The organism is Streptococcus sp. GMD3S (assembly GCF_000298695.2).
Taxonomy (GTDB): Bacteria; Bacillota; Bacilli; order Lactobacillales; family Streptococcaceae; genus Streptococcus.
In genome coordinates, this window is the sequence record NZ_AJRC02000052.1 from 14,525 (window position 1) to 37,343 (window position 22,819).

Annotated in this window: 24 protein-coding genes and 1 pseudogene; all 25 read left to right on the plus strand. The window is 41.1% G+C overall.

Translation table 11 applies throughout. From position 1 onward, the window contains the following. The first annotated feature begins 76 nt into the window (after positions 1 to 76). Positions 77 to 1,339: a phage portal protein gene (locus GMD3S_RS0209625; RefSeq protein ID WP_000511777.1), complete on the plus strand. Its 1,263-nt coding sequence runs from the start codon at positions 77 to 79 to the stop codon at positions 1,337 to 1,339. Further along, positions 1,332 to 2,015 carry a head maturation protease, ClpP-related gene (locus GMD3S_RS0209630; RefSeq protein WP_001032310.1) on the plus strand — a complete coding sequence of 228 codons (684 nt, stop codon included), beginning with the start codon at positions 1,332 to 1,334 and terminating at the stop codon, positions 2,013 to 2,015. Before GMD3S_RS0209625 ends, GMD3S_RS0209630 begins: the two co-directional genes overlap by 8 nt. A 13-nt stretch (positions 2,016 to 2,028) precedes the next feature. Next, positions 2,029 to 3,210, plus strand: coding sequence for a phage major capsid protein (locus GMD3S_RS0209635; protein WP_000036012.1), 1,182 nt, complete (start codon positions 2,029 to 2,031; stop codon positions 3,208 to 3,210). Between the two features lie 8 nt (positions 3,211 to 3,218). Then, entirely contained in the window at positions 3,219 to 3,500 is a 282-nt protein-coding gene (locus GMD3S_RS0209640; protein ID WP_008282402.1) for a head-tail connector protein, read from the plus strand. Beyond that, a complete protein-coding gene (locus tag GMD3S_RS0209645) occupies positions 3,500 to 3,844 on the plus strand; it encodes a head-tail adaptor protein (protein ID WP_000684964.1) in 345 nt (114 codons plus the stop codon). The genes GMD3S_RS0209640 and GMD3S_RS0209645 overlap by 1 nt, the downstream gene beginning before the upstream one ends. Continuing rightward, a complete protein-coding gene (locus GMD3S_RS0209650; protein WP_000190823.1) occupies positions 3,831 to 4,199 on the plus strand; it encodes an HK97 gp10 family phage protein in 369 nt (122 codons plus the stop codon). Before GMD3S_RS0209645 ends, GMD3S_RS0209650 begins: the two co-directional genes overlap by 14 nt. Further along, positions 4,196 to 4,513 carry a hypothetical protein gene (locus GMD3S_RS0209655; RefSeq protein WP_000710710.1) on the plus strand — a complete coding sequence of 106 codons (318 nt, stop codon included), beginning with the start codon at positions 4,196 to 4,198 and terminating at the stop codon, positions 4,511 to 4,513. Before GMD3S_RS0209650 ends, GMD3S_RS0209655 begins: the two co-directional genes overlap by 4 nt. A 14-nt stretch (positions 4,514 to 4,527) precedes the next feature. Then, entirely contained in the window at positions 4,528 to 5,106 is a 579-nt protein-coding gene (locus tag GMD3S_RS0209660; RefSeq protein ID WP_000414381.1) for a major tail protein, read from the plus strand. A 2-nt stretch (positions 5,107 to 5,108) separates the two neighbouring features. Continuing rightward, positions 5,109 to 5,528, plus strand: coding sequence for a hypothetical protein (locus GMD3S_RS0209665; RefSeq protein WP_001232596.1), 420 nt, complete (start codon positions 5,109 to 5,111; stop codon positions 5,526 to 5,528). Between the two features lie 38 nt (positions 5,529 to 5,566). Beyond that, positions 5,567 to 5,692, plus strand: coding sequence for a hypothetical protein (locus GMD3S_RS11110; RefSeq protein WP_001281455.1), 126 nt, complete (start codon positions 5,567 to 5,569; stop codon positions 5,690 to 5,692). A 23-nt stretch (positions 5,693 to 5,715) separates the two neighbouring features. Next, a complete protein-coding gene (locus tag GMD3S_RS0209675; protein ID WP_000929215.1) occupies positions 5,716 to 8,832 on the plus strand; it encodes a phage tail tape measure protein in 3,117 nt (1,038 codons plus the stop codon). Further along, entirely contained in the window at positions 8,829 to 9,557 is a 729-nt protein-coding gene (locus GMD3S_RS0209680; RefSeq protein ID WP_000618011.1) for a hypothetical protein, read from the plus strand. The genes GMD3S_RS0209675 and GMD3S_RS0209680 overlap by 4 nt, the downstream gene beginning before the upstream one ends. Then, complete coding sequence (locus tag GMD3S_RS0209685; RefSeq protein WP_000966174.1) at positions 9,557 to 12,850, plus strand: phage tail spike protein; 3,294 nt, start codon at positions 9,557 to 9,559, stop codon at positions 12,848 to 12,850. Before GMD3S_RS0209680 ends, GMD3S_RS0209685 begins: the two co-directional genes overlap by 1 nt. 12 nt (positions 12,851 to 12,862) lie before the next feature. Then, positions 12,863 to 13,099: a hypothetical protein gene (locus tag GMD3S_RS0209690; RefSeq protein ID WP_001070900.1), complete on the plus strand. Its 237-nt coding sequence runs from the start codon at positions 12,863 to 12,865 to the stop codon at positions 13,097 to 13,099. Then, complete coding sequence (locus GMD3S_RS0209695; protein WP_000391432.1) at positions 13,074 to 13,415, plus strand: hypothetical protein; 342 nt, start codon at positions 13,074 to 13,076, stop codon at positions 13,413 to 13,415. Before GMD3S_RS0209690 ends, GMD3S_RS0209695 begins: the two co-directional genes overlap by 26 nt. Then, the gene (locus GMD3S_RS0209700; protein WP_000812005.1) at positions 13,412 to 13,813 is read left to right on the plus strand and encodes a phage holin family protein; all 402 of its coding nucleotides are present in this window, start codon (positions 13,412 to 13,414) and stop codon (positions 13,811 to 13,813) included. The genes GMD3S_RS0209695 and GMD3S_RS0209700 overlap by 4 nt, the downstream gene beginning before the upstream one ends. Before the next feature lies 1 nt (position 13,814). Then, entirely contained in the window at positions 13,815 to 14,762 is a 948-nt protein-coding gene (locus GMD3S_RS0209705; protein WP_001173139.1) for a LysM peptidoglycan-binding domain-containing protein, read from the plus strand. A 141-nt stretch (positions 14,763 to 14,903) separates the two neighbouring features. Next, positions 14,904 to 16,127 (plus strand): recombinase family protein, encoded by a 1,224-nt coding sequence (locus GMD3S_RS0209710; RefSeq protein ID WP_000802276.1) that lies wholly within the window; start codon positions 14,904 to 14,906, stop codon positions 16,125 to 16,127. Beyond that, positions 16,030 to 17,379 carry a recombinase family protein gene (locus GMD3S_RS0209715; protein WP_443255800.1) on the plus strand — a complete coding sequence of 450 codons (1,350 nt, stop codon included), beginning with the start codon at positions 16,030 to 16,032 and terminating at the stop codon, positions 17,377 to 17,379. The genes GMD3S_RS0209710 and GMD3S_RS0209715 overlap by 98 nt, the downstream gene beginning before the upstream one ends. A gap of 125 nt (positions 17,380 to 17,504) precedes the next feature. Then, positions 17,505 to 19,139 carry a DNA/RNA helicase domain-containing protein gene (locus tag GMD3S_RS0209720; protein ID WP_000348474.1) on the plus strand — a complete coding sequence of 545 codons (1,635 nt, stop codon included), beginning with the start codon at positions 17,505 to 17,507 and terminating at the stop codon, positions 19,137 to 19,139. A 49-nt stretch (positions 19,140 to 19,188) separates the two neighbouring features. Next, positions 19,189 to 19,455 carry a hypothetical protein gene (locus GMD3S_RS0209725; protein WP_001121929.1) on the plus strand — a complete coding sequence of 89 codons (267 nt, stop codon included), beginning with the start codon at positions 19,189 to 19,191 and terminating at the stop codon, positions 19,453 to 19,455. Between the two features lie 69 nt (positions 19,456 to 19,524). Continuing rightward, a protein-coding gene (locus GMD3S_RS10830) for an IS3 family transposase (protein WP_155991753.1) occupies positions 19,525 to 20,876 on the plus strand; the annotation gives its coding sequence in 2 pieces (ribosomal slippage) (positions 19,525 to 19,957 and positions 19,957 to 20,876; 1,353 coding nt in all). 476 nt (positions 20,877 to 21,352) lie between these two features. Beyond that, a complete protein-coding gene (aac(6'), locus tag GMD3S_RS0209740) occupies positions 21,353 to 21,781 on the plus strand; it encodes an aminoglycoside 6'-N-acetyltransferase (RefSeq protein ID WP_000348727.1) in 429 nt (142 codons plus the stop codon). A gap of 56 nt (positions 21,782 to 21,837) precedes the next feature. Further along, complete coding sequence (locus GMD3S_RS0209745; protein WP_000662942.1) at positions 21,838 to 22,446, plus strand: Type 1 glutamine amidotransferase-like domain-containing protein; 609 nt, start codon at positions 21,838 to 21,840, stop codon at positions 22,444 to 22,446. Between the two features lie 178 nt (positions 22,447 to 22,624). Next, positions 22,625 to 22,819 (plus strand): annotated as a pseudogene (locus GMD3S_RS0209750) (CPBP family intramembrane glutamic endopeptidase); the annotation flags it as partial.

The following is a 22,819-nucleotide window of genomic DNA, read 5'->3' on the forward strand; positions in this document are numbered from 1 at the left end:
TTTCCACAATTGAAAGAGTGATTGTAAAGCATCTCAAGCGAGGTGCTTTTTTTCATGCCTAGAAAAGGAGATGACTATGGGAATATTGGAACGATTAGGACTAAAACGACAGAGGGGAGAGCCCAAAAATAAGTATGAAGGGAATGACTTTTCGCTACTCTTTGGTCGAACCACGAGTGGGAAAACGGTCAATGAACGGACGGCATTACAAACGACAGCGGTCTATGCCTGCGTAAGGATTCTGTCAGAGACCATTGCATCTTTACCTCTTCATGTTTATCGATACTCCGAAGGAGGAAAAGCAAAGGATACGGAACATGTCCTTTACACGCTTTTGCATGATGAGCCGAATCCTGACATGACATCTTTTGTCTTTCGGGAAACCTTGATGAGCCATCTCTTGATCTGGGGGAATGCCTATTCTCAGATTCTTCGTGACCGTTCAGGTCAGGTGATTGGGCTGTATCCTTTGCTACCGGATCAGATGAGCGTTCATCGAAGTGAGAAGGGCAAGCTCTTTTATGTTTACAATCGTTATGAGGAAGACAATCCTAATTTTCAGGAAAAAGGAAGCATTGTTTTATCACAAGAAGAGGTACTTCATATTCCAGGCTTAGGGTTTGATGGTCTGATTGGTTATTCTCCGATTGCTCTGGCGAAGAATGCGGTGGGGATAACGCTTGCCTGTGAAGAATATGGCGCTAGTTTCTTTGGCAACGGTGCTAACCCCGGTGGAGTTCTCGAACACCCGGGTATCTTAAAAGACCCTGCTAAGGTCCGAGATTCCTGGAATGCAGTCTATCAGGGGACACGAAATGCTCATAAGGTAGCTGTCCTGGAAGAAGGTATGAGCTATAAGCAAATTGGGATACCGCCTGAAGAAGCACAGTTCTTGGAAACCCGCAAGTTTCAAATCAATGAGATTGCGCGTCTCTTTCGGATTCCACCGCACATGGTAGGAGATTTAGAGAAGTCCAGTTTCTCTAACATTGAGCAACAATCCCTTGAGTTTGTTAAGTATACCTTGGATCCCTGGGTGGTTCGGTTTGAACAGGCTCTTAAGAAAAGTTTGCTGCTGCCGGAAGAAAAGAAGACCCATTTCATTAAATTCAATGTGGATGGCTTGCTTCGTGGGGATTACCAAAGTCGAATGAACGGCTATGCGATTGGACGGCAAAACGGCTGGCTCTCGACAAATGATATCCGAGAGCTGGAAGAACTCAACCCTATCCCGCCAGAAGAAGGGGGTGACCTTTACCTCATTAATGGCAATATGACCAAGTTAAAAGATGCAGGAGGATTTATGAAAACAAATCAAAAAGGAGAGAGTCATGAATAAATTTTGGAATTTCAGCGAGAATGAAATGGGGCGTGTGCTGCATCTAAATGGTACAATCGCTAGTGAATCCTGGGTGGATGATGATGTGACTCCGCGAATCTTTAAGAATGAACTCATGAGTGGCACCGGACCATTGACCTTATGGATTAATTCACCGGGTGGAGATGTCTTTGCGGCAGCTCAAATCTACAATATGTTAATGGACTACAAGGATGACGTGACCGTCAATATTGATGGCATAGCAGCTTCGGCAGCCAGTGTTATTGCTATGGCGGGAACCACCGTCAATATGAGTCCAGTTGCTATGATGATGATTCACAATCCGATGACGGTCGCAATTGGCGATTCTAAAGAAATGGAGAAGGCCATTGCTATGTTATCGGAAGTCAAAGAGTCCATTCTCAATGCCTATGAAATTAAGACTAGTTTATCTCGGGTACAGCTATCCCACTTGATGGATGCTGAGTCTTGGTTTAATGCTAAGAAGGCTCTTGAACTTGGGTTTGCGGATTCTATTTTGTATGAGCCTGCACCTCATGAAGATGGGACGGTTCAAAGTATGATGTTTAGTCGAGCAGCGGTGACCAACCAGCTGCTTTTAAAATTGGCTGATAAAAAACCTCAGCCCAAAACACCAGTTTCTCAGTTAGAGAAACGGTTGTCACTCTTGAAATAAGAAAGGAATAACCATGAGTAAAATTTTACAATTGCGAGAAAAACGAGCGCAGGTATGGGAGAAAGCAAAAAGCTTTCTGGATACCTGTCGGGATGATAAGGGGCTGGTTTCTGTAGAAGATACGGCCCGTTATGAAGAAATGGAAGATGAGGTTGTTCGCCTTGGTAAAGAGATTGAACGCTTGGAGCGGCAGGAAGCACTGGACAAGGAATTAGCCAGTCCGGTTAGTCAAGCCATTGTCGCCAATCCAACTGTAGGCGGAGGAAATCCAAAAGGCGGACGTTCCTCTAAAGCCTATAACACAGCTTTTTGGAACAATATCCGCAAGAAAAACTTCTATGATATCGAAAATACCCTCAGTATTGGAGACGACTCACGTGGCGGTTACTTGGTTCCAGATGAATATGAGAAACGTCTGATCCAGGCTCTTCAAGAAGAAAACTTCATGCGGAGTCTTGCAACGGTCATTCAGACTTCAAGCGGGGAGCGGAAGATTCCAGTTGTGTCAGGGAACGGTGAAGCCACTTGGATGGATGAGAACTCTAAGTTCAAGGAATCAGAAGATACCTTTAGTCAAGTAACGCTTGGTTCCCATAAGGTTGGAACAGCTATTAAGATTTCTGATGAGCTGCTCTATGATTCCGTCTTTGATTTGGAAAGCTATATGGCTAATGAATTTGCTCGTCGTATTGGTGTGAAGGAAGAAGAAGCTTTTCTGATTGGTGATGGAACAGGTAAGCCAACTGGAATTTTTCAAACGGTCACTGAAGGGGCGACTAGTGGTGGTGCGACGATTACCTTTGACGATGTCATGGATTTGTATCACTCGCTTAAATCACCTTATCGGAAAAATGCAGTATGGATTTTGAACGACTCCACCGTAAAAGCTTTACGGAAACTCAAGGACAATAACGGCAACTATATTTGGCAGCCATCTGTTCAAGCTGGTGTACCAGATATGATTCTGAATCGTCCTTATTTCACCTCTAGCTTTGTGCCAACCATTGATACAGGTAAAAAAGTTTTGGCTTTCGGTGACTTTTCTTACTACTGGATTGCGGACCGTCAAGGACGTTCCTTTAAGCGCCTGAATGAACTCTATGCAGAAAGCGGTCAAGTTGGCTTTCTTGCTAGTCAGCGCGTGGACGGCAAGTTGATTCTGAATGAAGCGGTTAAAGTCTTGACCATGAAATGAGGCTTCTCATGAAGATTAGTTTGGAGGAAGCAAAGAACTATCTGAGAGTCGAACACTCAGAGGATGACCACTTGATTCAAGTCATGATTTCTGCCAGTGAAGAGTTGTGTTCTAGTATCCTACGCAAGAATCTAGAGGAAGTGACGGAGGAGAAAGAAGTTGACTTCCTTCAGACGATTGTTTTGTTTGGGACAGCTTATCTTTACGAGCACCGAGAAGAAGGAGGGCAGGAGAGTTTGGTAGAACTCCTCAAGGCTCTTCTTTCTGCTCACAGAAGGGATGTGTTCTGATGAAGATAGCTCCATTAAGCAAACGGGTTTTCTTTGAAAAACGAGTCATTGTGCAAGATGCTATTGGCAATGAAAGCAGTCAGTGGCAGCAATTGTTTTCTAGGTGGTGTTCCTGCAAGGTGCTTCTTGAAATGGAAGGCACTACAACAGTAATGGTCAAGAATATTCATCAGTTACGCTTTACGCTGCGCTACGACTCTTCCATTCGAGAGTTGGATAGTCAAACCACTCGTCTTCGCTTTGAGGATAAGTTTTATAATATCAAGGCCATTGATTCGTTAACTTATCCTCAGGAGATAATCCTGATAGATGCGACAGAGGAGGTACAATATGGCAACAATTGACCCGTCTGACCTAGCTCGAGCTGTTCAAAAGGAGTTGGAGAATTATGTTGAAAGGTCTACTGAAACAGTGAAAGCAGTGGTGGAAGACAGCACGGGGGAAGCTGTTAATGAGTTAAAGAAACATTCTCCGAAAAAGCGGGGGAAATATGCTCGAGGCTGGAACTCTACTGTGACTAAAGAAACGAATCTAGCTTTGACAAAAACGATTTATAATCGAACACCAGGACTGACACACCTCCTTGAAAATGGTCATGCTAAACGAGGCGGTGGCAGGGTTGAAGGAATTCGGCATATTGCTCCTGTTGAAGAAAAGATGATTCGCCAATTTGAAGAGCGCTTGAAGGAGAAGTTATGAAAAAAGATGAGTGGTTTTCATTTTTGAACAGTCTAGGTTTACCCTGTGCCTATCATCATTTTGAGGAGGGGCATAGTCCAGCTCCTCCCTTTGTGGTGTATTGGTTTCCTGCTTCTCAGAATTATGGCGCAGATAATCTGGCTTATCACAAAGGAAGTCAAGTCAGACTGGAGCTTTATACCGAGAAAAAAGACCTTGAATTAGAAGAGAAAATAGAAGCAGCACTCGACAGTCATTCTCTCTTTTTTGACAAGGAAGAAACCTATTTGGATACAGAAAAGCTGTATCAGGTTATTTATCATTTAAGTCAATAGAAAGGAAAAATCCGATGGAGAAAAATAAAGTCACCTTTGGTTTGCAGGATGTCCATTGGGCAGAAGTAACCAAAGAAGGAGATGATGGGGCGCTGACCTACGGGACAGTGGAGCGACTTAGGGGTGCCGCAGAGCTGACCTTGGAGCCACAAGGGGATTCTGGTTCATATAAAGCAGACAACATCAATTTTTATACGACAGAATCTAATGATGGCTATGAAGGAACTCTGAAACTGGCTCTTTTGACACAGGAATTTTTGACCCGAGTGTTAGGAGAAACGATTGATGCCCAGAGTAAAGTCATCTCAGAAATCGCAAGCAGTGAGAAGAAAAACTTTGCCTTGATGTTCCGATTTGAAGGGGATAAGAAAGAAACGCTCCATGTGCTCTATTATTGTTATGCAAGCCGGCCAACAGTAGCTTCTAAAACAAAGAGCGGTTCAGACATCAATGAAGTGGAATTGAAATTCAAAGCCAGTCCTCGGCCGCTTGATAAGCTAGTCCGTCGCAGGACCACAGAAGATACCCCAGAAGATGTCAAAAAGACTTGGTTCGCAAAAGTCTATGAACCAACTGTGAAACCAGGAGGTTAATCATGAGGAAAACGATTCAGTTATCAGGTAAGAACATTGAGCTAGCTACTAATGCTTACACACCGATTGCCTATAAAAAAGAATTTGGGAAAGATTACTTTCAGGATCTGTTTCAAATGTTGCAGGCAGAGTCGATTCTAAAAAAAGCTGAACAGCTAGAAGAAGGCAAAACTTTATCTGCATCGGATGTGGGTATGAGCATGTTGGCGGATTTTGATATGACGTTTTTTCACAGGCTCTTTTGGGTTTTTGCCAAATCAGCTAACCCATCTATTGAACCTTTTGAAGAGTTCTTTATGGGCTTAGAAGACTTTCCGCTTCAAACAGTAGGACCGGTTCTGATGGAATTGTTAAATCAAGGAATGACCACCAGAAAAAAGTCGATGCGTCGGAAGAAGCGAGTAGCGAAACCTTCACGGTAGAATCCTATCTTCACTGTTGTAAAGAGACAGGACTATCCATGTCAGATTTAAAAGAGATAACGATTGGCATGGCGCTGGACTATCAGACAGACTATGTGGAAGTGCGTACCAAAGAAGCAGATAGAACTCGCAAGGCTACGCAGGTAGACTTTGATAATTTTTGATGTGGTGGTAAGGAGGTGACGGTATGGCTGGAACGATTAAAGGAATCACAATTGAAATTGGAGGCGATACCCAGCCCTTACAAAAAGCTCTAAAAGGGGTGAACCACGAAGCCTTAGAAGCAAGCCGAGAACTGAAACAAATTGATAAGGCACTAAAATTTGACACAGGCAATGTCACTCTCTTAACTCAGAAACAAGAGGTTTTAGCCAAGCAAGTTCAAACAACCAAAGAGAAGCTAGAGACACTACGTCAAGCCCAATCTCAGGTAGAAGCTCAGTTTCAAAGCGGGAAAATCGGAGCTGATCAGTATCGAGCTTTTCAAAGAGAGGTCGAAATCACTCAGAACACTCTCAAAATCTATGAGAATAAGCTAGAGGGTGTAAACCGAGCTTTGGAGCAAAATGGCTCCAGTGTCACCAGCAACAAAAGTAAACTAGCTGCTTTAGGAGCTGAACAAAATCAACTAGCTTCAGAGAGTGAGAAAGCCGCTTCCTCCTTTAAGTTGCAAGAAAGTCAGCTAGGCCGTAATGCCAGTGAATCTGAAAAACTGGCCCTTGCTCAGAAAAAGGTTGCGGCTCAGTCAGAGATTGTCGAGAAACAGATTGCCAATTTAGAACGGCAGTTAGAGTTGACCAAGGCTGAATACGGTGAGAACTCAGTTGAAGCCAATAAACTAGAAAAGTCACTCAATGAAACCAAGACAGCTTATCATCATCTGCAAGATGAGATGAGCAGCATGAGTGGGGCAAGTGATAATGCTAACCACAGCTTAGCAGAAACTAACAATCTTCTAAGGTCTGAGATTCTAGCCAACTTCAGTGAAAAACTGAGCGAAATCAGTCAGAAGCTGATTGACTTCGGAAAAGCAACACTGGAAGCTTTTCGAGAAGTGGACGAAGGGATGGATATCATCGTCACCAAAACCGGTGCCAGCGGAAAAGCACTGGATGAGATGACAGATATTGCAAAAGGCCTTGCGACTGAAATTCCAACGGACTTTCAAACAGTGGGCAGTGCTGTTGGTGAGCTTAATACCCAGTTTGGGTTGACTGGTGATGCCTTAAAGGACGCTTCTGCGACTTTGATTAAGTACGCAGAAATCAATGGTTCGGACGTGACGGAATCAGCTATTTCTGCAAAACAAGCTATTGAAGCTTATGGACTTGAGACGAGTGATTTAAATCGAGTCTTAGATACTGTCACTTATACGGCCCAGGCGACTGGAGTCAGTGTTCAGGATTTGATGAACAAAGCTATCCAAGGTGCTCCACAAATTAAGGCTTTAGGACTTTCGTTTGATGAGGGTGTGGCTCTTATGGGGCAGTTTGAAAAAAGTGGGGTCGATTCTTCGGCTGCTCTTTCTTCTCTCTCCAAAGCAGCAGTCAACTATGCAGCTAAAGGAAAGACACTGAGTGAAGGCTTAAAAGAAACGGTCGAACAAATCCGAAACAGCACTAGTGAAACGGAAGCCTTAACGCTTGCATCCAGTATCTTTGGTACTAAAGCTGCTCCACGGATGGTGGATGCCATTAAGCGGGGGGCTCTATCTTTTGATGATTTAGCAGGAACCGCAGAAAAAGCAAAGGGAGTGGTTGCTTCCACCTATGAAGCAACACTTGACCCTATTGATCAGTTCACCTTAGCTCAAAATGCAGCTAAAGAGGCCATGGCCGAAGTTGGAGGAGCGATTGCAGAAACCCTAGCTCCGTTTCTCCAACAACTTGTTCCGCTTTTAAAAAGTGTTGCGGAATGGTTCGTGAATCTTCCGGAACCTGTGCGGGAGTTCATTCTGGTTGTGGGTGGACTGGTGACTGTTGCGGGTATTCTCTTACCCATTATTGTAGCCTTACAAGCTGCAGCTTTAGCTCTTGGGACGACGATTGGAGGGATGTTAGCTGCGGCTGCTCCGATTGTAGGGATTGTACTTGCGGTGATAGCGGCTGTTGCTTTATTGGTCATTGGTATTAAGGAACTATGGGAACATAATGAAGCTTTCAGAACGGCTGTTACGGATGCTTGGAATGCTATCTATTCAGCTGTTTCTTTCATCGTTCAGACAGTCGTAGACTTTGTGATGGAAATTTGGGGAACCTTGGTTTCTTGGTGGCAGGAAAATCACCAGTTGATTCAAGATGCTGCAACAACTGTCTGGAATGCCATTTCGACGGTAATCACCACCATTATGGATTTAATTGGGCCTTATCTAACAGCCGTTTGGGAGAATATCAAGCTCGTTGTTACAACAGCTTGGGATATTATCAAGACGATAATAGAAACAGTCCTAAATGTTATTCTTGGCATTATCACATTAGTTATGCAGGTGATCACTGGCGATTGGTCTGGTGCCTGGGAAACCATTAAGCAAATTGTATCTACCGTATGGGAAGGGATTCAGTCCATCATTGGCACCATTCTTAATGCTATCTGGCAATTTATAGTGAATAGCTGGAACGGTATCAGAGATAGTGTTTCAAATATTCTATCAGCCCTTTCTTCTTTATTTTCATCCATTTGGAATGCCATTCAATCCACGGTGACAGGGATTGTTCAGGGGATTGCAAGCGCACTATCCAATATCTGGAATGGGATCTTTCAGACCATATCAAATGTCCTAAACAACATCTTCTCAACTGTTCGAAATATTTGGGATGGAATTAAAAATGCCATTTCTGGAGCGATTGATGGGGCTAAAAATGCCGTATCCTCTGCCATCAATGCCATAAAGAATCTCTTTAATTTCCATATCTCTTGGCCGCATATTCCATTGCCGCACTTTAGTGTCAGTGGGTCGGCCAATCCGCTTGATTGGCTAAAAGGGGATATTCCACGAATTGGTATAGAATGGTATGCCAAGGGAGGGATTTTAACAAAGCCAACCATCTTTGGATTAAATGGTGCGAACCTCTTAGCAGGAGGGGAGGCAGGCAGAGAAGCAGTGCTTCCCTTAAACAGAGAAACATTGGGTCAGATTGGCCGAGGGATTGCCTCTACTTTGGATGCTCTGCCACAGATTACCATTACAATTTCAGATGTTGTAATTAGGGAAGAAACGGACTTAGAGCGCTTGGCAGAACATGTGGCAGGAAGGCTGGCAGATGAACTAGCCAGACAAAAACAACTGAAAGGATTGGGAATATGATTCGACACAATGAGTTGGTGATTGATGGGGTGCATACTTCCTCTTTCCCTTTTAAGGTGATTGTAGAAAACAGTCCACCGATTGTCATGAAAAGCAGCAAGACTCAGCTCCTTGAGCATAGAGGGATCAGTGGTGCCGTCATGGAAACCAACAAGCATCGCAATGTGATGGAGTTGACATTTAAGATTTATGTGGTCAAGCCAAGTGAAGAAGAACTTTTTCAGTTTTTGACTCTCTTTTCTAAAGAACAGTTTTGGCTGGAGAGCGAGCAGTTGAAAACAGTCCAACTCTGGTGCTATAAGGTCCTTGTTTCAAAAGTTATAAAGGACAAGCATGAGGTTTATGAGATGGAAGCGACATTCCAATGCCATCCCACAAAGTTCTTTAAAGATACAGATAGTCAGTCGTTCACTCAAAATGGTGCTCTGCGAACGAAGGGGTCGGCTTTGGCTTTTCCCAAATTGACAATAGTTGGAAACACCTCAACTGAAACCAGTTTTACGATTGGCAGTCAGGTTATTCGTTTGGAGAAAATAGAGTCTGGTGAAACACTGGTGATGGATAACAACCCTGACAAACCAAGTTTTAGAACCTTATCGGGAAAAAGCATCAAGTGGTCTGGTGACTTTTTAACGATTGACCCTTCAAAAGATAAAACAGTGGGAGTCGTATTGGAAACTGGGATTCAGTCCATTCGTTTTGAGATTGTCTGGGGGTGGGCTTAATGCTTTATTTATTGGATAAGGAAGTACAGACCGTTAAATGGAACGGTATCCCCCTTTATGAAGCAGTATCTGCTAGGGTAAAGGAAACATTGAATGGAGATTTCACCTTAACCCTCAGGTATCCTATAACGGACAGCTATCTTTATCGGCTATTGAAAGTAGATAATCTGATTAAAGCTCCTGTCCCTGAATTAGGAGAACAGCTTTTTCGTATTAAGAAACCAGTTGAAATGGATGACCATGTGGAGGTTCTGTGTTATCACATTACGGATGATGTCATGCAGCATTCCATTAAGCCAATCGGAAATTCTCAAGTCGGCTGTATGATGGCCTTATCCAGTATGGTTCAGGCAGCCAAAACTAGTCTTAGTCCTTTCTCTTTTACCAGTGATATCGTAAAGCACAGGGATTTCAATACCAAAGAGACAACAACACTATACAGTGTACTGCTAGATGGAGCGCATTCTATCGTTGGAACCTGGGAAGGTGAGGTCACTCGAGATAATTTCTTATTCTCTATTCAAGAGCACCGAGGAGAGAATCGTGGTGTCATTATTACGACTCATCAGAACCTGAAATCCTACAAACGGAATAGAAGTTCGCAAACTGTAGTGACCCGTATCCATGTTCATTCGACCTTTAAACCAGAAGGAGCTGAAGAAGAGAAGACGTTAACCTTGACTGTTGACAGTCCTTTGCTTGATGCTTATCCCTACATCAATGAAAAAGAGTTCACGAATAACAATCTTAAAACCATTGAGGAGTTGCGAAAATGGGGTGAGAGTAAATTCTATCATGATAAGATTGACCGAGAGCAGGATGCCATTGTGATAGAAGCCTATGAGCTAGATGGTCAAACGGTTCATTTGGGAGACTGGGTCACTCTAAAAAGCCGAAAGCATTATGTGGATTTGTTAAAGCAAGCCGTGGCTTATGAATACGATGCACTTACTAAAGAATATATCTCATTGACCTTTGACGATAAAGTCAGAGAAGGTGGCCATAATACCTCTTCAAAATTGACGGCTGCAGCTCATTCCATCTTAACCCTTGCTCAAGGCAGCCATGATTTGATGATTGAACGAGCTTTAGAAAATGCCAATCGGGCCTTTGATGCAGCTTTTGAGAAGCAAGAGAGCAAGGTACTAGACGGCATTGAAAAGGCCAAAGCAAAGGCAGAAGAAATTGCAGCTCAGACTCGTGATCAGATTCAGAGTTCGTTTACTGCTTTTACGAAATCGACAGAGTCGACTCTTCATACGATTACTCAAAAGACGGAAGAAGCCTTAGGCAAGGCAGGAGCCACTCAGCAAGCTCTAAACAACGTCCAAGAAGTGACAAATCAAACAACAGCCGAACTGAATGCTTTTCAAAAAGAGACTCTTCAGAAAATGGGAACTTTTGTCAGTAAGACAGAAGTCAAGCAGACTCTATCTGGACTTGAAACAACGCTCCAACAGGTTCAGGGGTATGTTTCAAAAGATGGAGAACGGCAGGAACGACTGGAGCAGTATGTACGGACGGAAACAGCCAATCAGGCCAGAACTGTCCGAGAGCAAGTGGCCATGGACTATGTCGCAAAAGTCTTCTATTCAGAAGATGTGAAAGGTTTGAATCGTCGCTTTGAGAATCTGCAGATTGGTGGGCGCAACTACATCCGTCATTATGATTTTGATGGTCTGTTGCCACTCTCGTCTAATGTATCAGAATGGAAGTTTGAACGGGTACCGGATACGAATGCCAAAAGTGGATACTATCTCAAAGCTACTTGTACCAAAGCAGGGAATGGTGGCTTTCATAAGCCCATTTTTGATTTAAGGGGGGCTGAATGGCAAGGGAAGAAAATGGTCTATTCGGCCGACATGAAAGCGAGTCGGTCGGTAGTTGTTCGGTTTGGTTTTGAGACAGGTGGTGTTTCAACCGTGACACTTCAAACTGAATGGCATCGGTTTGTTCATCATTTTACCGTGAAGTTTGAGAGATATTGGTCCTGGGTATGTTATTCGAATGGCTGGCTTGTTGGTGATGTTCTTTATATTCGGGATCCACAATTGGAAGATGGGACAATTGCGACGACACCGAGTCCAGCTCCAGAGGATGACCGGCAGTACACAGAAACCAAGATTGCCTCCTATTCTCAAAGAGTGGAGGGACGCTTTTCAGAAATTTTGCAGGCAGTCAATGGCAAAACCAGCAGCAGTGATTTTCAAAAGGTTCAGGAAACAGTTAATCTGTACTCACGGCTCATTGGCTCAAAGGAAGACAGTGTCAAACATAACTTGGCCCAGATTGTCCTGACAGATTCTTCCTATGTGACCAAGGTGACGGATTTGACCCAGAGAGTTTCTACTGTTCAAACTCAGCTCGCAAACAGTTGGTCGGTTCAGCATTTGACTTCAGGTGGGGCAGTACTAAACAGTTTGAATCTATTAGCGAATGGAGTAAATCATATCCATGGTAGACTCACCCATATCACAGGACAAACTTTAATTGATCATGCTGTTATTAAGTCTGCCATGGTGGATAAGTTAAAGACAGCCAACTTTGAATCGGGATCAGTCACAACAGCAATCTTAAGTGCAGAAGCAGTAACGGCTGAGAAATTGAAAGTAGATGATGCCTTGTTTAACAAGCTATCTGCGACCGAAGCTTATCTGAGGAAGCTTTTCTCAAAGCAGGCCTTCATCAGCCAGGTGCAGTCGGTAACTTTATCTGCGAACAAGATATCAGGTGGTATCCTAACAGCCATTAACCGAGCTATGGAAATCAGTCTCAATGCAGGTCAGATTTTGTATTATACAGACCAAGCTGCCTTGAAACGAGTTCTGACTGGTTACCCAACCCAGTTTATTAAGTTTGCGACAGGGAATGTCGATGGCAAAGGAAGAGCGGGTGTAACTGTTATTGGCTCCAATCGTTATGGCACTGAAAGCTCTAATGATAGTGGCTTTGTCGGTATTCGAGCTTGGAATGGGTACAATATCGATTCACTTGATCTGGTTGGGGATGAATTATCTTTTGCCAGTTCTGCCTATGATAATAAAGACGGTTGGGTCATGACCACAACAGGAAAACTCCAACTGCGTCCAAGCAGGAAACAGGATAGAAGGGACTCAACCATTAATACAGGCGATGTTTGGCTCTATTTAGATACAAGCGGTAATTATGTCTCACTTCACGAGGTATTACAACGGATGTCTAATAGCATTGGAGCGCTCTATGAATATAGGGCTAGCCATAGTGAGGGGCATCCAGCCTGGTGGGATACCAGAAGCTTAGTGGGACATTTATAAGAAAGGAAACAAATGAACCAAGAAGAAATTAATCAGGCTCTTCGTTTAACGATTGAAGAGCTGACCAGAAAGCTTGCTGATGAGGTAACATCAAAGAACCTCTTAGCCATTCAATTGACTCAGAAAGAGGAAGCTTACCAAGTTCTCCTTCAGAAGAAAGAAGAATTGGAAGCTGATCTCAAAGAAGCAACTACACCATTAAAAATAGATGGAGGAAAGAAAGATGGAAGAAAAGGAATTACTACCTGATCTAAGTAGAATTACAGAACCTTTTGATTTGGTGGCAGCACTCACTTATATGCGCGAGAATGGTGAGTTCATTCGCTGCAAAAATGAGGGGGAGGATTTTTATATGTACCGAGAAGTACAAAAGCGTCCCGTGATTAAAGAAGGTCGACGTCAGTTGATGGAAGTCGAAACAGTGGGAGCTTTGACTCAGTGGGGTGCGACAGTCCCTACCATTAATTTGTCTGAGTTATTTCATAAAAACTTTTATATCATGCAATTTGATGAAAAGGGAAATCCCGACTGGAGTGAACCGCATAGAAAGGAAAATGCATCATGAAGCAGTTGGTTTTTGCGAATAAAGTCCTATTTACTACGGTAGGAGGACTTTTAGGAAGTGTCTTTGGCGATTGGGATGGTTTTATTTTTGCCTTGATTGTCTTTATATCTATTGATTATATCAGTGGATTGATGGCAGCAGTTGTTGAAAAGAAGCTATCCAGTGCAGTTGGTTTTCGAGGACTGTTTAAAAAAGTTGTTATTTTGATGCTAGTGGCTATGGGTCAGATTATTGATACTCATATCTTGAAACAGGGAGGAATCATCCGCACAGCGGTTATCTTTTATTACCTGTCTAATGAAGGCCTCAGCATCATTGAAAATGCGGCTCGGATTGGTCTGCCGGTTCCTGATAAACTCAAGCAGACCTTGAAACAATTAAAATCGGAGGAAAAATAAGATGGCATTATTTGGAGTAGATATCAGTGAACACAATGGTTTTATTGACTTTGATCAGTTGAAGAGCAATGTTGACTTTGTCATTATTCGTTCGTCTTGGGGTAGCTTTGCGGAAGACCTGCGTGCACGGCGAAATGCATATGAATGTGAGCGGGTTGGCATTCCGTACGGATTTTACCATTATAGCTATGCTCGTAATTTGGGAGAAGCACAAGCTGAGGTCAATGCCTTTTTGAATTTTGTTCGGCAATTTCATCCTTCTATGCCTCTTTACATTGACATGGAAGATGCGGACGGTTGGAAAGCCAACAATGGAGGTGTGAGCTGGGAAACTTCTACGGCTATTTGTCAACTGTTTTGTGACAATGTAGAAGCCGCTGGTTACTGGGCTGGTGTGTATGCAAGCCTGCACTGGTTCCAGAATATGGGTGACTTATCCCGCTATACGAATTGGGTAGCTCAGTGGCAGGTAGAAGCTTGTGCTATTCCAACAGACATCTGGCAGTTTACAAGTGATGGAATTGTTGGTGGTATCAGTGGCCGAGTAGATTCCAATTATATGTATCGGGATTTACGCTCAGTTTATACTGGCCAAATCCCTGAACCTCGCCCTGCGGTTCCAGCACCGGCAGCACCAGCGTCGACTAGGACTTACACAGTTCAAGAAGGGGATACCTTATCTGCTATTGGAGCTCTTTATGGAACAAGTTATCAGGAATTAGCGGCAATCAATGGGATTGCCAATCCTGACTTGATTTATCCAGGGCAAGTTTTAAAAGTTACTGGAAATCCTCAAGCACCTAGCAGCATCACTTATACAGTTGAAAGTGGCGATACGCTTTCAGCCATTGCAGCTATGTACGGCACGAACTACCAGCACTTAGCTGCCCTTAATGGAATTGAAAATCCGGATTTGATTTATCCCGGTCAAGTGTTACGAATTGAATAATCCATCAAGGTCTGTGTGGTTGTCTATGCAGGCCTTTTACATAGACAGCATTTCAACTAGAAAAAGCTTGAATGAGTGGGCTGAATACTTGATAAATTTGGCCTTTAGAGTGATATATAGTAAGGAAGAAAGGAGAATGGGATGAAGCCAGGAAAGATAAGAGTTTGTGCCTATGCGCGGGTTTCAACCATGACAGAAAAACAGCAGGAATCCCTCACCAATCAGCAAGCCTACTATAATCATTTCTATCAAAACAAAAAAGATGTCGATTTTATCGGAGTGTATTATGATCAGGGGATTTCGGGAAAACTGGCCAAGCGTCCAGGCTTTCAGCAGATGCTGGAGGATTGCAGGGCCGGAAAGATTGATGTCATTCATACTAAGTCCATTTCTCGCTTTGCCAGAAACACTGAGTTATTACTTGCAGTAAGTCGGGAGCTGAAAGCCATCCAAGTGGATATCTTTTTTGAAGAACAAAATCTCCATACCTTGTCAAATGAGGGAGAGGTCATGCTTACAGTTCTTGCCAGCTACGCAGAAGAAGAACTGCGCAATATGAGTGAGAACCAACGGTGGGCTTTTCAGAAGAAGTTCCAGCGAGGAGAACTGGTGATTAACACTAAGCGCTTCTTAGGCTATGACAAGGATGAGAACGGTGAGTTAATCATCAATCCTGAGGAAGCTAAAATTGTCCAACGGATTTATAACCTCTATCTATCTGGCATGGGAGTTCATGCCATCGCAAAGCTTTTCAATCAAGAGAAAGTTCCAACGGTAGACGGTGGGCGATGGTATTCAAGCACCATTACCAATATTCTAAAAAACGAAAAGTATAAGGGAGATGCAATCCTGCAAAAATACTATTTTGCGGAAATCAAGGCCAAGCAACGACTCAACCAAGGTCAGGTGCAGCAGTACCTGATTACGGATAACCATGAAGCTATAGTATCCAGAGAAGATTGGGAAGCCGTTCAAAAGCGTCTGAAACAGAATCGAAAGGCAAACCTAAGCATTAATTGCAACCGACGATATCCTTTGAGTGGCTTATTGAAATGCGAGCATTGTGGCTCTACTTTGAAACGACAAAAATACTACAAGGGAAAAGTTGTCTGGGTCTGCAGCAAGTATATCCGAGAAGGGAAGGCCGCTTGCATTGGTATGCGCGTGCCAGACAGTGCAGTCCAGGATTGGAGTATTTATGAACCCACAGTGGTAAAGGAGGAGAATATCAGTGGCAAAAAACATTACAGTTATTCCTGCCAAGAAAATGATACAAGTCGAGCAGGAGCAACACATTCAGAAAATCCGAATGGCGGCCTATTGCCGAGTGTCCACCGACCAAGACGAACAGCTATCAAGTTATGAGAACCAGGTTCGGTATTATCAAGACTATATTCGCCAGAATCCTCTCTACCAGTTGGTTGATATATACGCGGATGAGGGGATTTCAGGAACCAATACCAAGAAACGAACAGGGTTTAATCGGTTGATAGCAGACTGCCGAAAAGGTAAAGTGGATAGAATTATAGTGAAGTCTATCAGCCGTTTTTCCAGAAACACGCTGGACTGCTTGAAATATGTTCGGGAGTTAAAAGAACTTGGAATCGGGGTCACCTTTGAAAAGGAGAATATTGACAGCCTGGATGCCAAAGGTGAGGTGCTATTGACCATACTTTCTTCCTTGGCCCAAGACGAATCTCGTTCTATCTCAGAGAATGCGACCTGGGGGATTCGAAAGAAGTTTGAAAGGGGAGAAGTAAGGGTTAATACAACCAAATTTGTAGGCTACGACAAGGGCGAGAATGGAAATCTTATCATCAATGAGGAGCAAGCCAAGATTGTCAGACGAATCTTTCGGTATTTTTTACAAGGAGAAACGCCAGAAAGTATAGCAAGAACTCTGAAAGAAGAAGGGGTTCCAGGTTGGAATGGGAAAGTCAATTGGTACCCCACTACGATTCAAAGGATGCTTCAGAACGAGAAGTACATGGGAGATGCCCTCTTGCAGAAAACTTATACGGTGGATTTTCTAACCAAAAAGCGCAGTGAGAACCAGGGACAAGTCAATCAATACTATATCAAAGGCAATCATGAAGCCATCATTGATAAAGAAGAGTGGGAGTTGGTTCAGCTTGAGATAGAACGGAGAAATCAGTTTAGGCAGGATAATCACATCAATTTTTACATTATCCAGTGCGAACAAAACCCATTTACCTGCAAGGTATTCTGTGAAGAATGTGGAGGTCTATTTGGCAGAAAGAACTGGACTACGAGCAGAGGCAAGCGTCCAGTCTGGCAGTGCAATAACCGGTACAAGGTAAAAGGAATCCAGGGGTGCACCAATCGCCATATTGATGAGGAAACCCTGCAGCAGGCATTCTTTAGAGCAGTAGAGGTTCTTAGAGAAAATAAGGAAAATCTACAAGAGAAGTGGACTAACTTTAGCGAAGAACAAAAGCTGGAGAAGTACCATGCGGCTCAACTAAAGGAACTTCTTGATAGTGAGCAGGAAGCATTTGATGGAAGAAAGATGTGCCAGGTACTTGAGAAGATTATGCTTGGTGAAGACGGCAGCATTACCGTAAAGTTTTTAGAAGGAACAGAAGTTAATTTATAGGCCATAGTTAAGAGAGTAAATACTCTAGCTATGGCTTTTTTTATTTTAAATTTTTTAATTTGTAATTGTATTTAAATAGGTAGAAGTGTTATAATAAAGAAAACGCTTTAGTAAGTTGAGGTTTTATGGATTTCTATACTTTGTCAGAGCATATTCTGGGCTATACAAACAGTTTTGGAGAAGTCGAGCTTGGAAAATGTCAAGTTCTGGAAGATGCTATAAAAATAAATGAAGGTGAAATTGTATCATATTTCTCGAATATATCCTATCCATTTAAGGGAGCATCGGAATTTTCCACATTTGTTTCTTTTGTGCAATTACTGAAGGATTGGGGGATGACACCTAGCATATTATCTCAATACACAGATAATTTCTATTTTGGGTATAAAATTCCTCAAATAAGTAAAGAGTTTGATCTGATTCGTTTTGGGGAAAACTATAATGTTTCAATTGAATTGAAAAGTCAAACTACATTAGATAAGCAGGAAAAACAGCTTAAACGGAATCATTTTTATTTAAACTTTCTTGATAAACAGACGAGATATTATAGTTTTTCTCCTGACATCCAGAGTTATGTTGAATACGATGGAAATACCGGTAATGTTGAAAAAATCAATTCTGAAGAATTTAAGCGTGTCTTAATAGAACAGGAAGTCAGTTTATTAAGCCGCGATGAGGTAGATGCTCTATTTGATATAAAAAATTATTTAGTGTCTCCATTTAATGATACTGAGAAATTTCTCAAGCAACAATATTTTTTAAATGGACATCAAGAGGCAATTGTTAACTATATATTAGAACCCCAAAATAATGAGCGGCTGTTTACAATTAAAGGGAATCCGGGTACAGGTAAAACATTATTAATCTATCACATTGCAAAACTTTTGATGTACTTCGGCTTCAGAGTTGTAATTATACATGGTGCAAAACTAAATGATGGTCAGCGTCACTTACAGACAAAGGGATTTCAGATTAAGCCTATAACCCAATTGAAATCAACCTTGAATGATGCTAAGTCTTATGATTACATAATTATTGATGAGTCTCAAAGATTGCGAGAAGAAAGTCAATATAAGCAGGTGTCTGCTTTATTGGACTCTGTAACTGAAAATCCTGATACAAAATATATTATCTCCCTAGACGGTGCACAGACTCTCAGTAAATCTGAGAGTGCTGCAAATGCAAATGCTATATTAAGTAAGTTCTCTGAGTTGGGTTCAAAGCAATTTAGTTTAAAAGATAGATTCAGAACCAACCCAGATATGAATTTATTTATAAGGAACTTGATTAAGTTTTCAGTTGATAAGCCTATTGAAAAGGTAAAGAATACGCGTAGAAATATTCAAATAAAATATTTTGGCAATAGAGCAAGTGCGAATACTTATTTACATAAAATGGAGGATACAACCGATTGGCATGTCCTTAACTATGCTAAGAGTCGCTATACCTTTGAAAGTATAGACTCAATGGTTGATTGCGGAAAAGTTTCACATGAAGTCATTGGACAAGAATTTGATAAAGTTATTATACCGATGGATTTCAATTTTTACTATGGTCCAGGCATTCAGGAAAAGAAAAATAAAAAAGGAGAAGTTATTGGAGTAAATAAGTTCATGTTTTTGAATAGTACGGATTCCTACTATCCAATTAATAAGATGTTTTACCAAAACATTACGAGAACTAGAGAGCAATTACAAATTGTTGTAATAGAAAACTGGGATCTATATTCAAAAATTTGTAATTTATTAGAAACTTTTTAAGAAACAAGTCTAAGTAACGAGATGATACTTAGGTAGAAAGGAATTTATTATGCCTATACTAGAAGAATTTGGTGGAGCAATAAAACAAGGAGCTAAACAGGGGCTGAGTTCATTGTACTTTGATGGGTTTAATGATGCTGCAAGTACTGTTTTTAATTATTTTGAGCAGAAAAAGAAGACGTTAAATTCTAAGATTAGAAAAGGTCAATATTTAAATGAAGAGGAACAGTATCTGTTGGCTCAAATTGATGTATTTCTTGAAGAACTTGATAAAGAATTTAAAAAGACGGTTTCTACTCAGGGACCTAAAATTTGAAAAGAGCCAGCAAATGAACCGCACCCCAAAAGTTAGACAGAAAAAATCTAACTTTTGGGGTGTTTTTAAATGAAACTAACTTATGAGGATAAAGTTCGAATCTATGAACTAAGAAAACAAGGAATCAGCTTCAAGCGACTTTCAGAAAAATATGGAATGAACCTTTCAAATCTTAAGTACTTAGTCCGATTGATTGATCGCTACGGAATAGAAAGTGTCAAAAAAGAGAAAAACCGTTATTACTCGCCAGAATTAAAGGAAGAAATAATTAATAAAGTTCTACTTGAGGGGCGATCGCAACTAAGCGTATCTCTGGATTATGCTCTCCCAAGCACTGGATTACTTCCAAATTGGCTGGCACAATACAAGAAAAACGGGTATACTATTGTTGAGAAAACAAGAGGAAGGCCAGCTAGGATGGGACGTAAACGGAAGAAAACTTGGGAAGAAATGACAGAATTAGAGCGACTTCAAGAGGAGAATGAGCGTCTACGTACCGAGGTGGCCTACTTAAAAAAGTTAAAAGAGTTAGAGGAAAGGGACGAAGCCTTACAGCGAGAAAGGCAGAGACAGTTAGAGAAATGGTTTCAGGAGGATTTCAATTAGATTTACTTCTTGAAACGGCACATTTAGCTCGCTCAACTTACTACTATCACTTAAAACAGCTAGATCAACCAGATAAGAATAAAGAGCTAAAGGATGAAATACAAGCCATTTATAGTGAGCATAAAGGAAATTATGGCTATCGGAGAGTCACTCTTGAACTAAGAAATCGTGGCTTCGTGGTGAATCATAAGAAGGTCCAACGTCTGATGAAAGTCCTTGGTTTAACGGCTCGAATTCGTCGGAAACGGAAGTATTCTTCCTACCAGGGAGAGATTGGCAAGAAAGCAGCGAATCTCATTCAACGCCAGTTTGAAGCATCCAAACCAATGGAAAAGTGCTATACGGATGTGACAGAGTTTGTCATTCCAAATAGCACACAGAAATTGTATTTATCGCCAGTTTTAGATGGTTTTAACAGCGAAATTATTGCTTATCATCTTTCTACTTCACCAAATTTAGAACAAGTGAAGACCATGTTGGAGAAAGCTTTTTCAGATAAGAGATATGAGAATACGATTCTCCATAGCGATCAAGGCTGGCAATACCAACATGATTCTTATCATCGGTTCCTAGAGAGTAAGGGAATTCAGCCATCCATGTCACGCAAGGGTAACAGCCCAGACAACGGCATGATGGAGTCCTTCTTTGGCATTTTGAAATCCGAAATGTTCTACGGTTATGAAAAGACGTTTCAGTCACTTAAGCAACTGGAACAAGCTATTGTAGACTATATTGATTACTATAACAATAAACGAATTAAGGTCAAACTAAAAGGACTTAGTCCTGTGCAATACAGAACTAAATCCTTTACTTAAATTAATTGTCTAACTTTTTGGGGTCAGTACACAAAACGGCTCTTTTTGGTAACCTCAACCTTACTCCTGAAGAAGACAGTAGTATGAGTGGCAAATTTTTAGTTAGAAGGAAGAAAAACCAATTTGAAAGGTGATAGTTACGTTTAATGGTTTAATTCAAATATTCGGATGCGCTATATTTCGTTTCATAGTATAGGAAGCTAACATCAGCACATGTTGAGGCGGTATCACTGTTGTACGAGCTGAGGCATCAGCGAAGTAGGAGTAGATGCTCCGCCCATGGGATAGGACTCGTAAAATGAGGAGGGAAACCGACGAAATGATACGGTAAGTCCGAACCGCTGAGTGCATGGCTCTGCTCTTCCGATCTGAGACAGTCGAAAAGTAGAAGGGGATGGTATTGGTATCAATCAATGAGTAACAAAGTAACAGCGTGATTCGAAACATTTGCTTGTAATTTCCGGAGGAACATCAATATGGATGGAATAACAAAAGATTCTATAAAAACGGCTAAACTAATAAAACAATTATGGCCCCAATTGACCGATAAAGAAGCTTTTGATGAAGTAAAAAAATATACGAATGGCAAAAATACTGCAATCTTTACTGAAGTTGAAGGTAACACAATTGTAGGTCTAGCATTATGTTCCCTCAGATTTGATTATGTTGAAGGTTGTAAATATAGTCCTGTTGGATTCTTAGAAGGGATTATTGTCGATGAGGAATATCGTTTAAAGGATATTGCTAAAAATCTCTGTACAAAATGTGAGGAATGGGCGAAAAATAAAGGATGTAAGGAATTTGCAAGTGACTGTACTTTAACGAATACGGATTCTATAAGATTTCATCTCAATATTGGATTTCAGGAGGCAAGTAGAATTATTCATTTTAAGAAAAAATTATAATTTAGAAACGTGAATAAACTTGTTAAACTTTATGTATCTTTAGAAAGTGTGTTAACTTGAAAGAACAAATTTTTTTGATGGGTGGGAATCCCCCAATAACGAAATATAGCATTGTTGATAAAATTGTATTATCAAGCAAGATTGAAAGAATTGTTATTTTTACGGTTTTTCGAGATAATTGGCAACCCTATATGAAAAAGTACACAGAAGTTTTCCAAAGTCAATTTCCTAATCTAAACACTGATTACTTACTTTTGGACACTGAGCAGATTGATTTTGATAGCTATTTAGATGCTGATCTAATTATCATTGGTGGAGGAAATACGGAAAAATATATAGCTACTTATGTCAATCAGGAGTTCAAAAATTATATCGATCATATGCTTAATAAAGGGGCAAAAGTTATAGGGTTTTCTGCAGGAGCCCTATTATTAGGAGAAAAAGTATATGTCTCACCTAATGATAATTCAGATCATCAGATAAAGATAAAAAATGGATTAGGACTCTTTAGTCAGTTTTTAATTAGTGTCCATTATGATTCCTGGAATGATAAAGCTAATAAGGATAGAGCAGAAGAACTTGTCAGTGTTCCCATAATTCCACTAAATGATCATTCCTGTCTTGTATTGGATAGACTTGGAAACATTATTGAGAAAATTGACTAGTTTTAATCATGCGAATCTGAATCTACGAAACTAAAGTATTGACGAAATGAATAGTGAAAAGCCTTGATTGTAAGGCTTTTTTGTGTTTTTATGATAGAATATAGGTAGTTATAATCGATAGCAACTAAGAAGCAGTAAAAATATTATTCATAAAATAATCAAGATTAGGAAGAAAAAAATGACAGAAATTGATAAAAGGAATTTAAAAAATTATCTTTGTTTTACATTTGGAATTACTTATATAGCTTGGGGGCTTCTTGCCATATTTACACAATCTTATATTTTGGGATTAGAGACATTTATAGGAAGAATATTACATATAGTTGGTGCACTTGGACCAGCTATTGCAAGTGGCTTTTATTTAAAAAGTAAT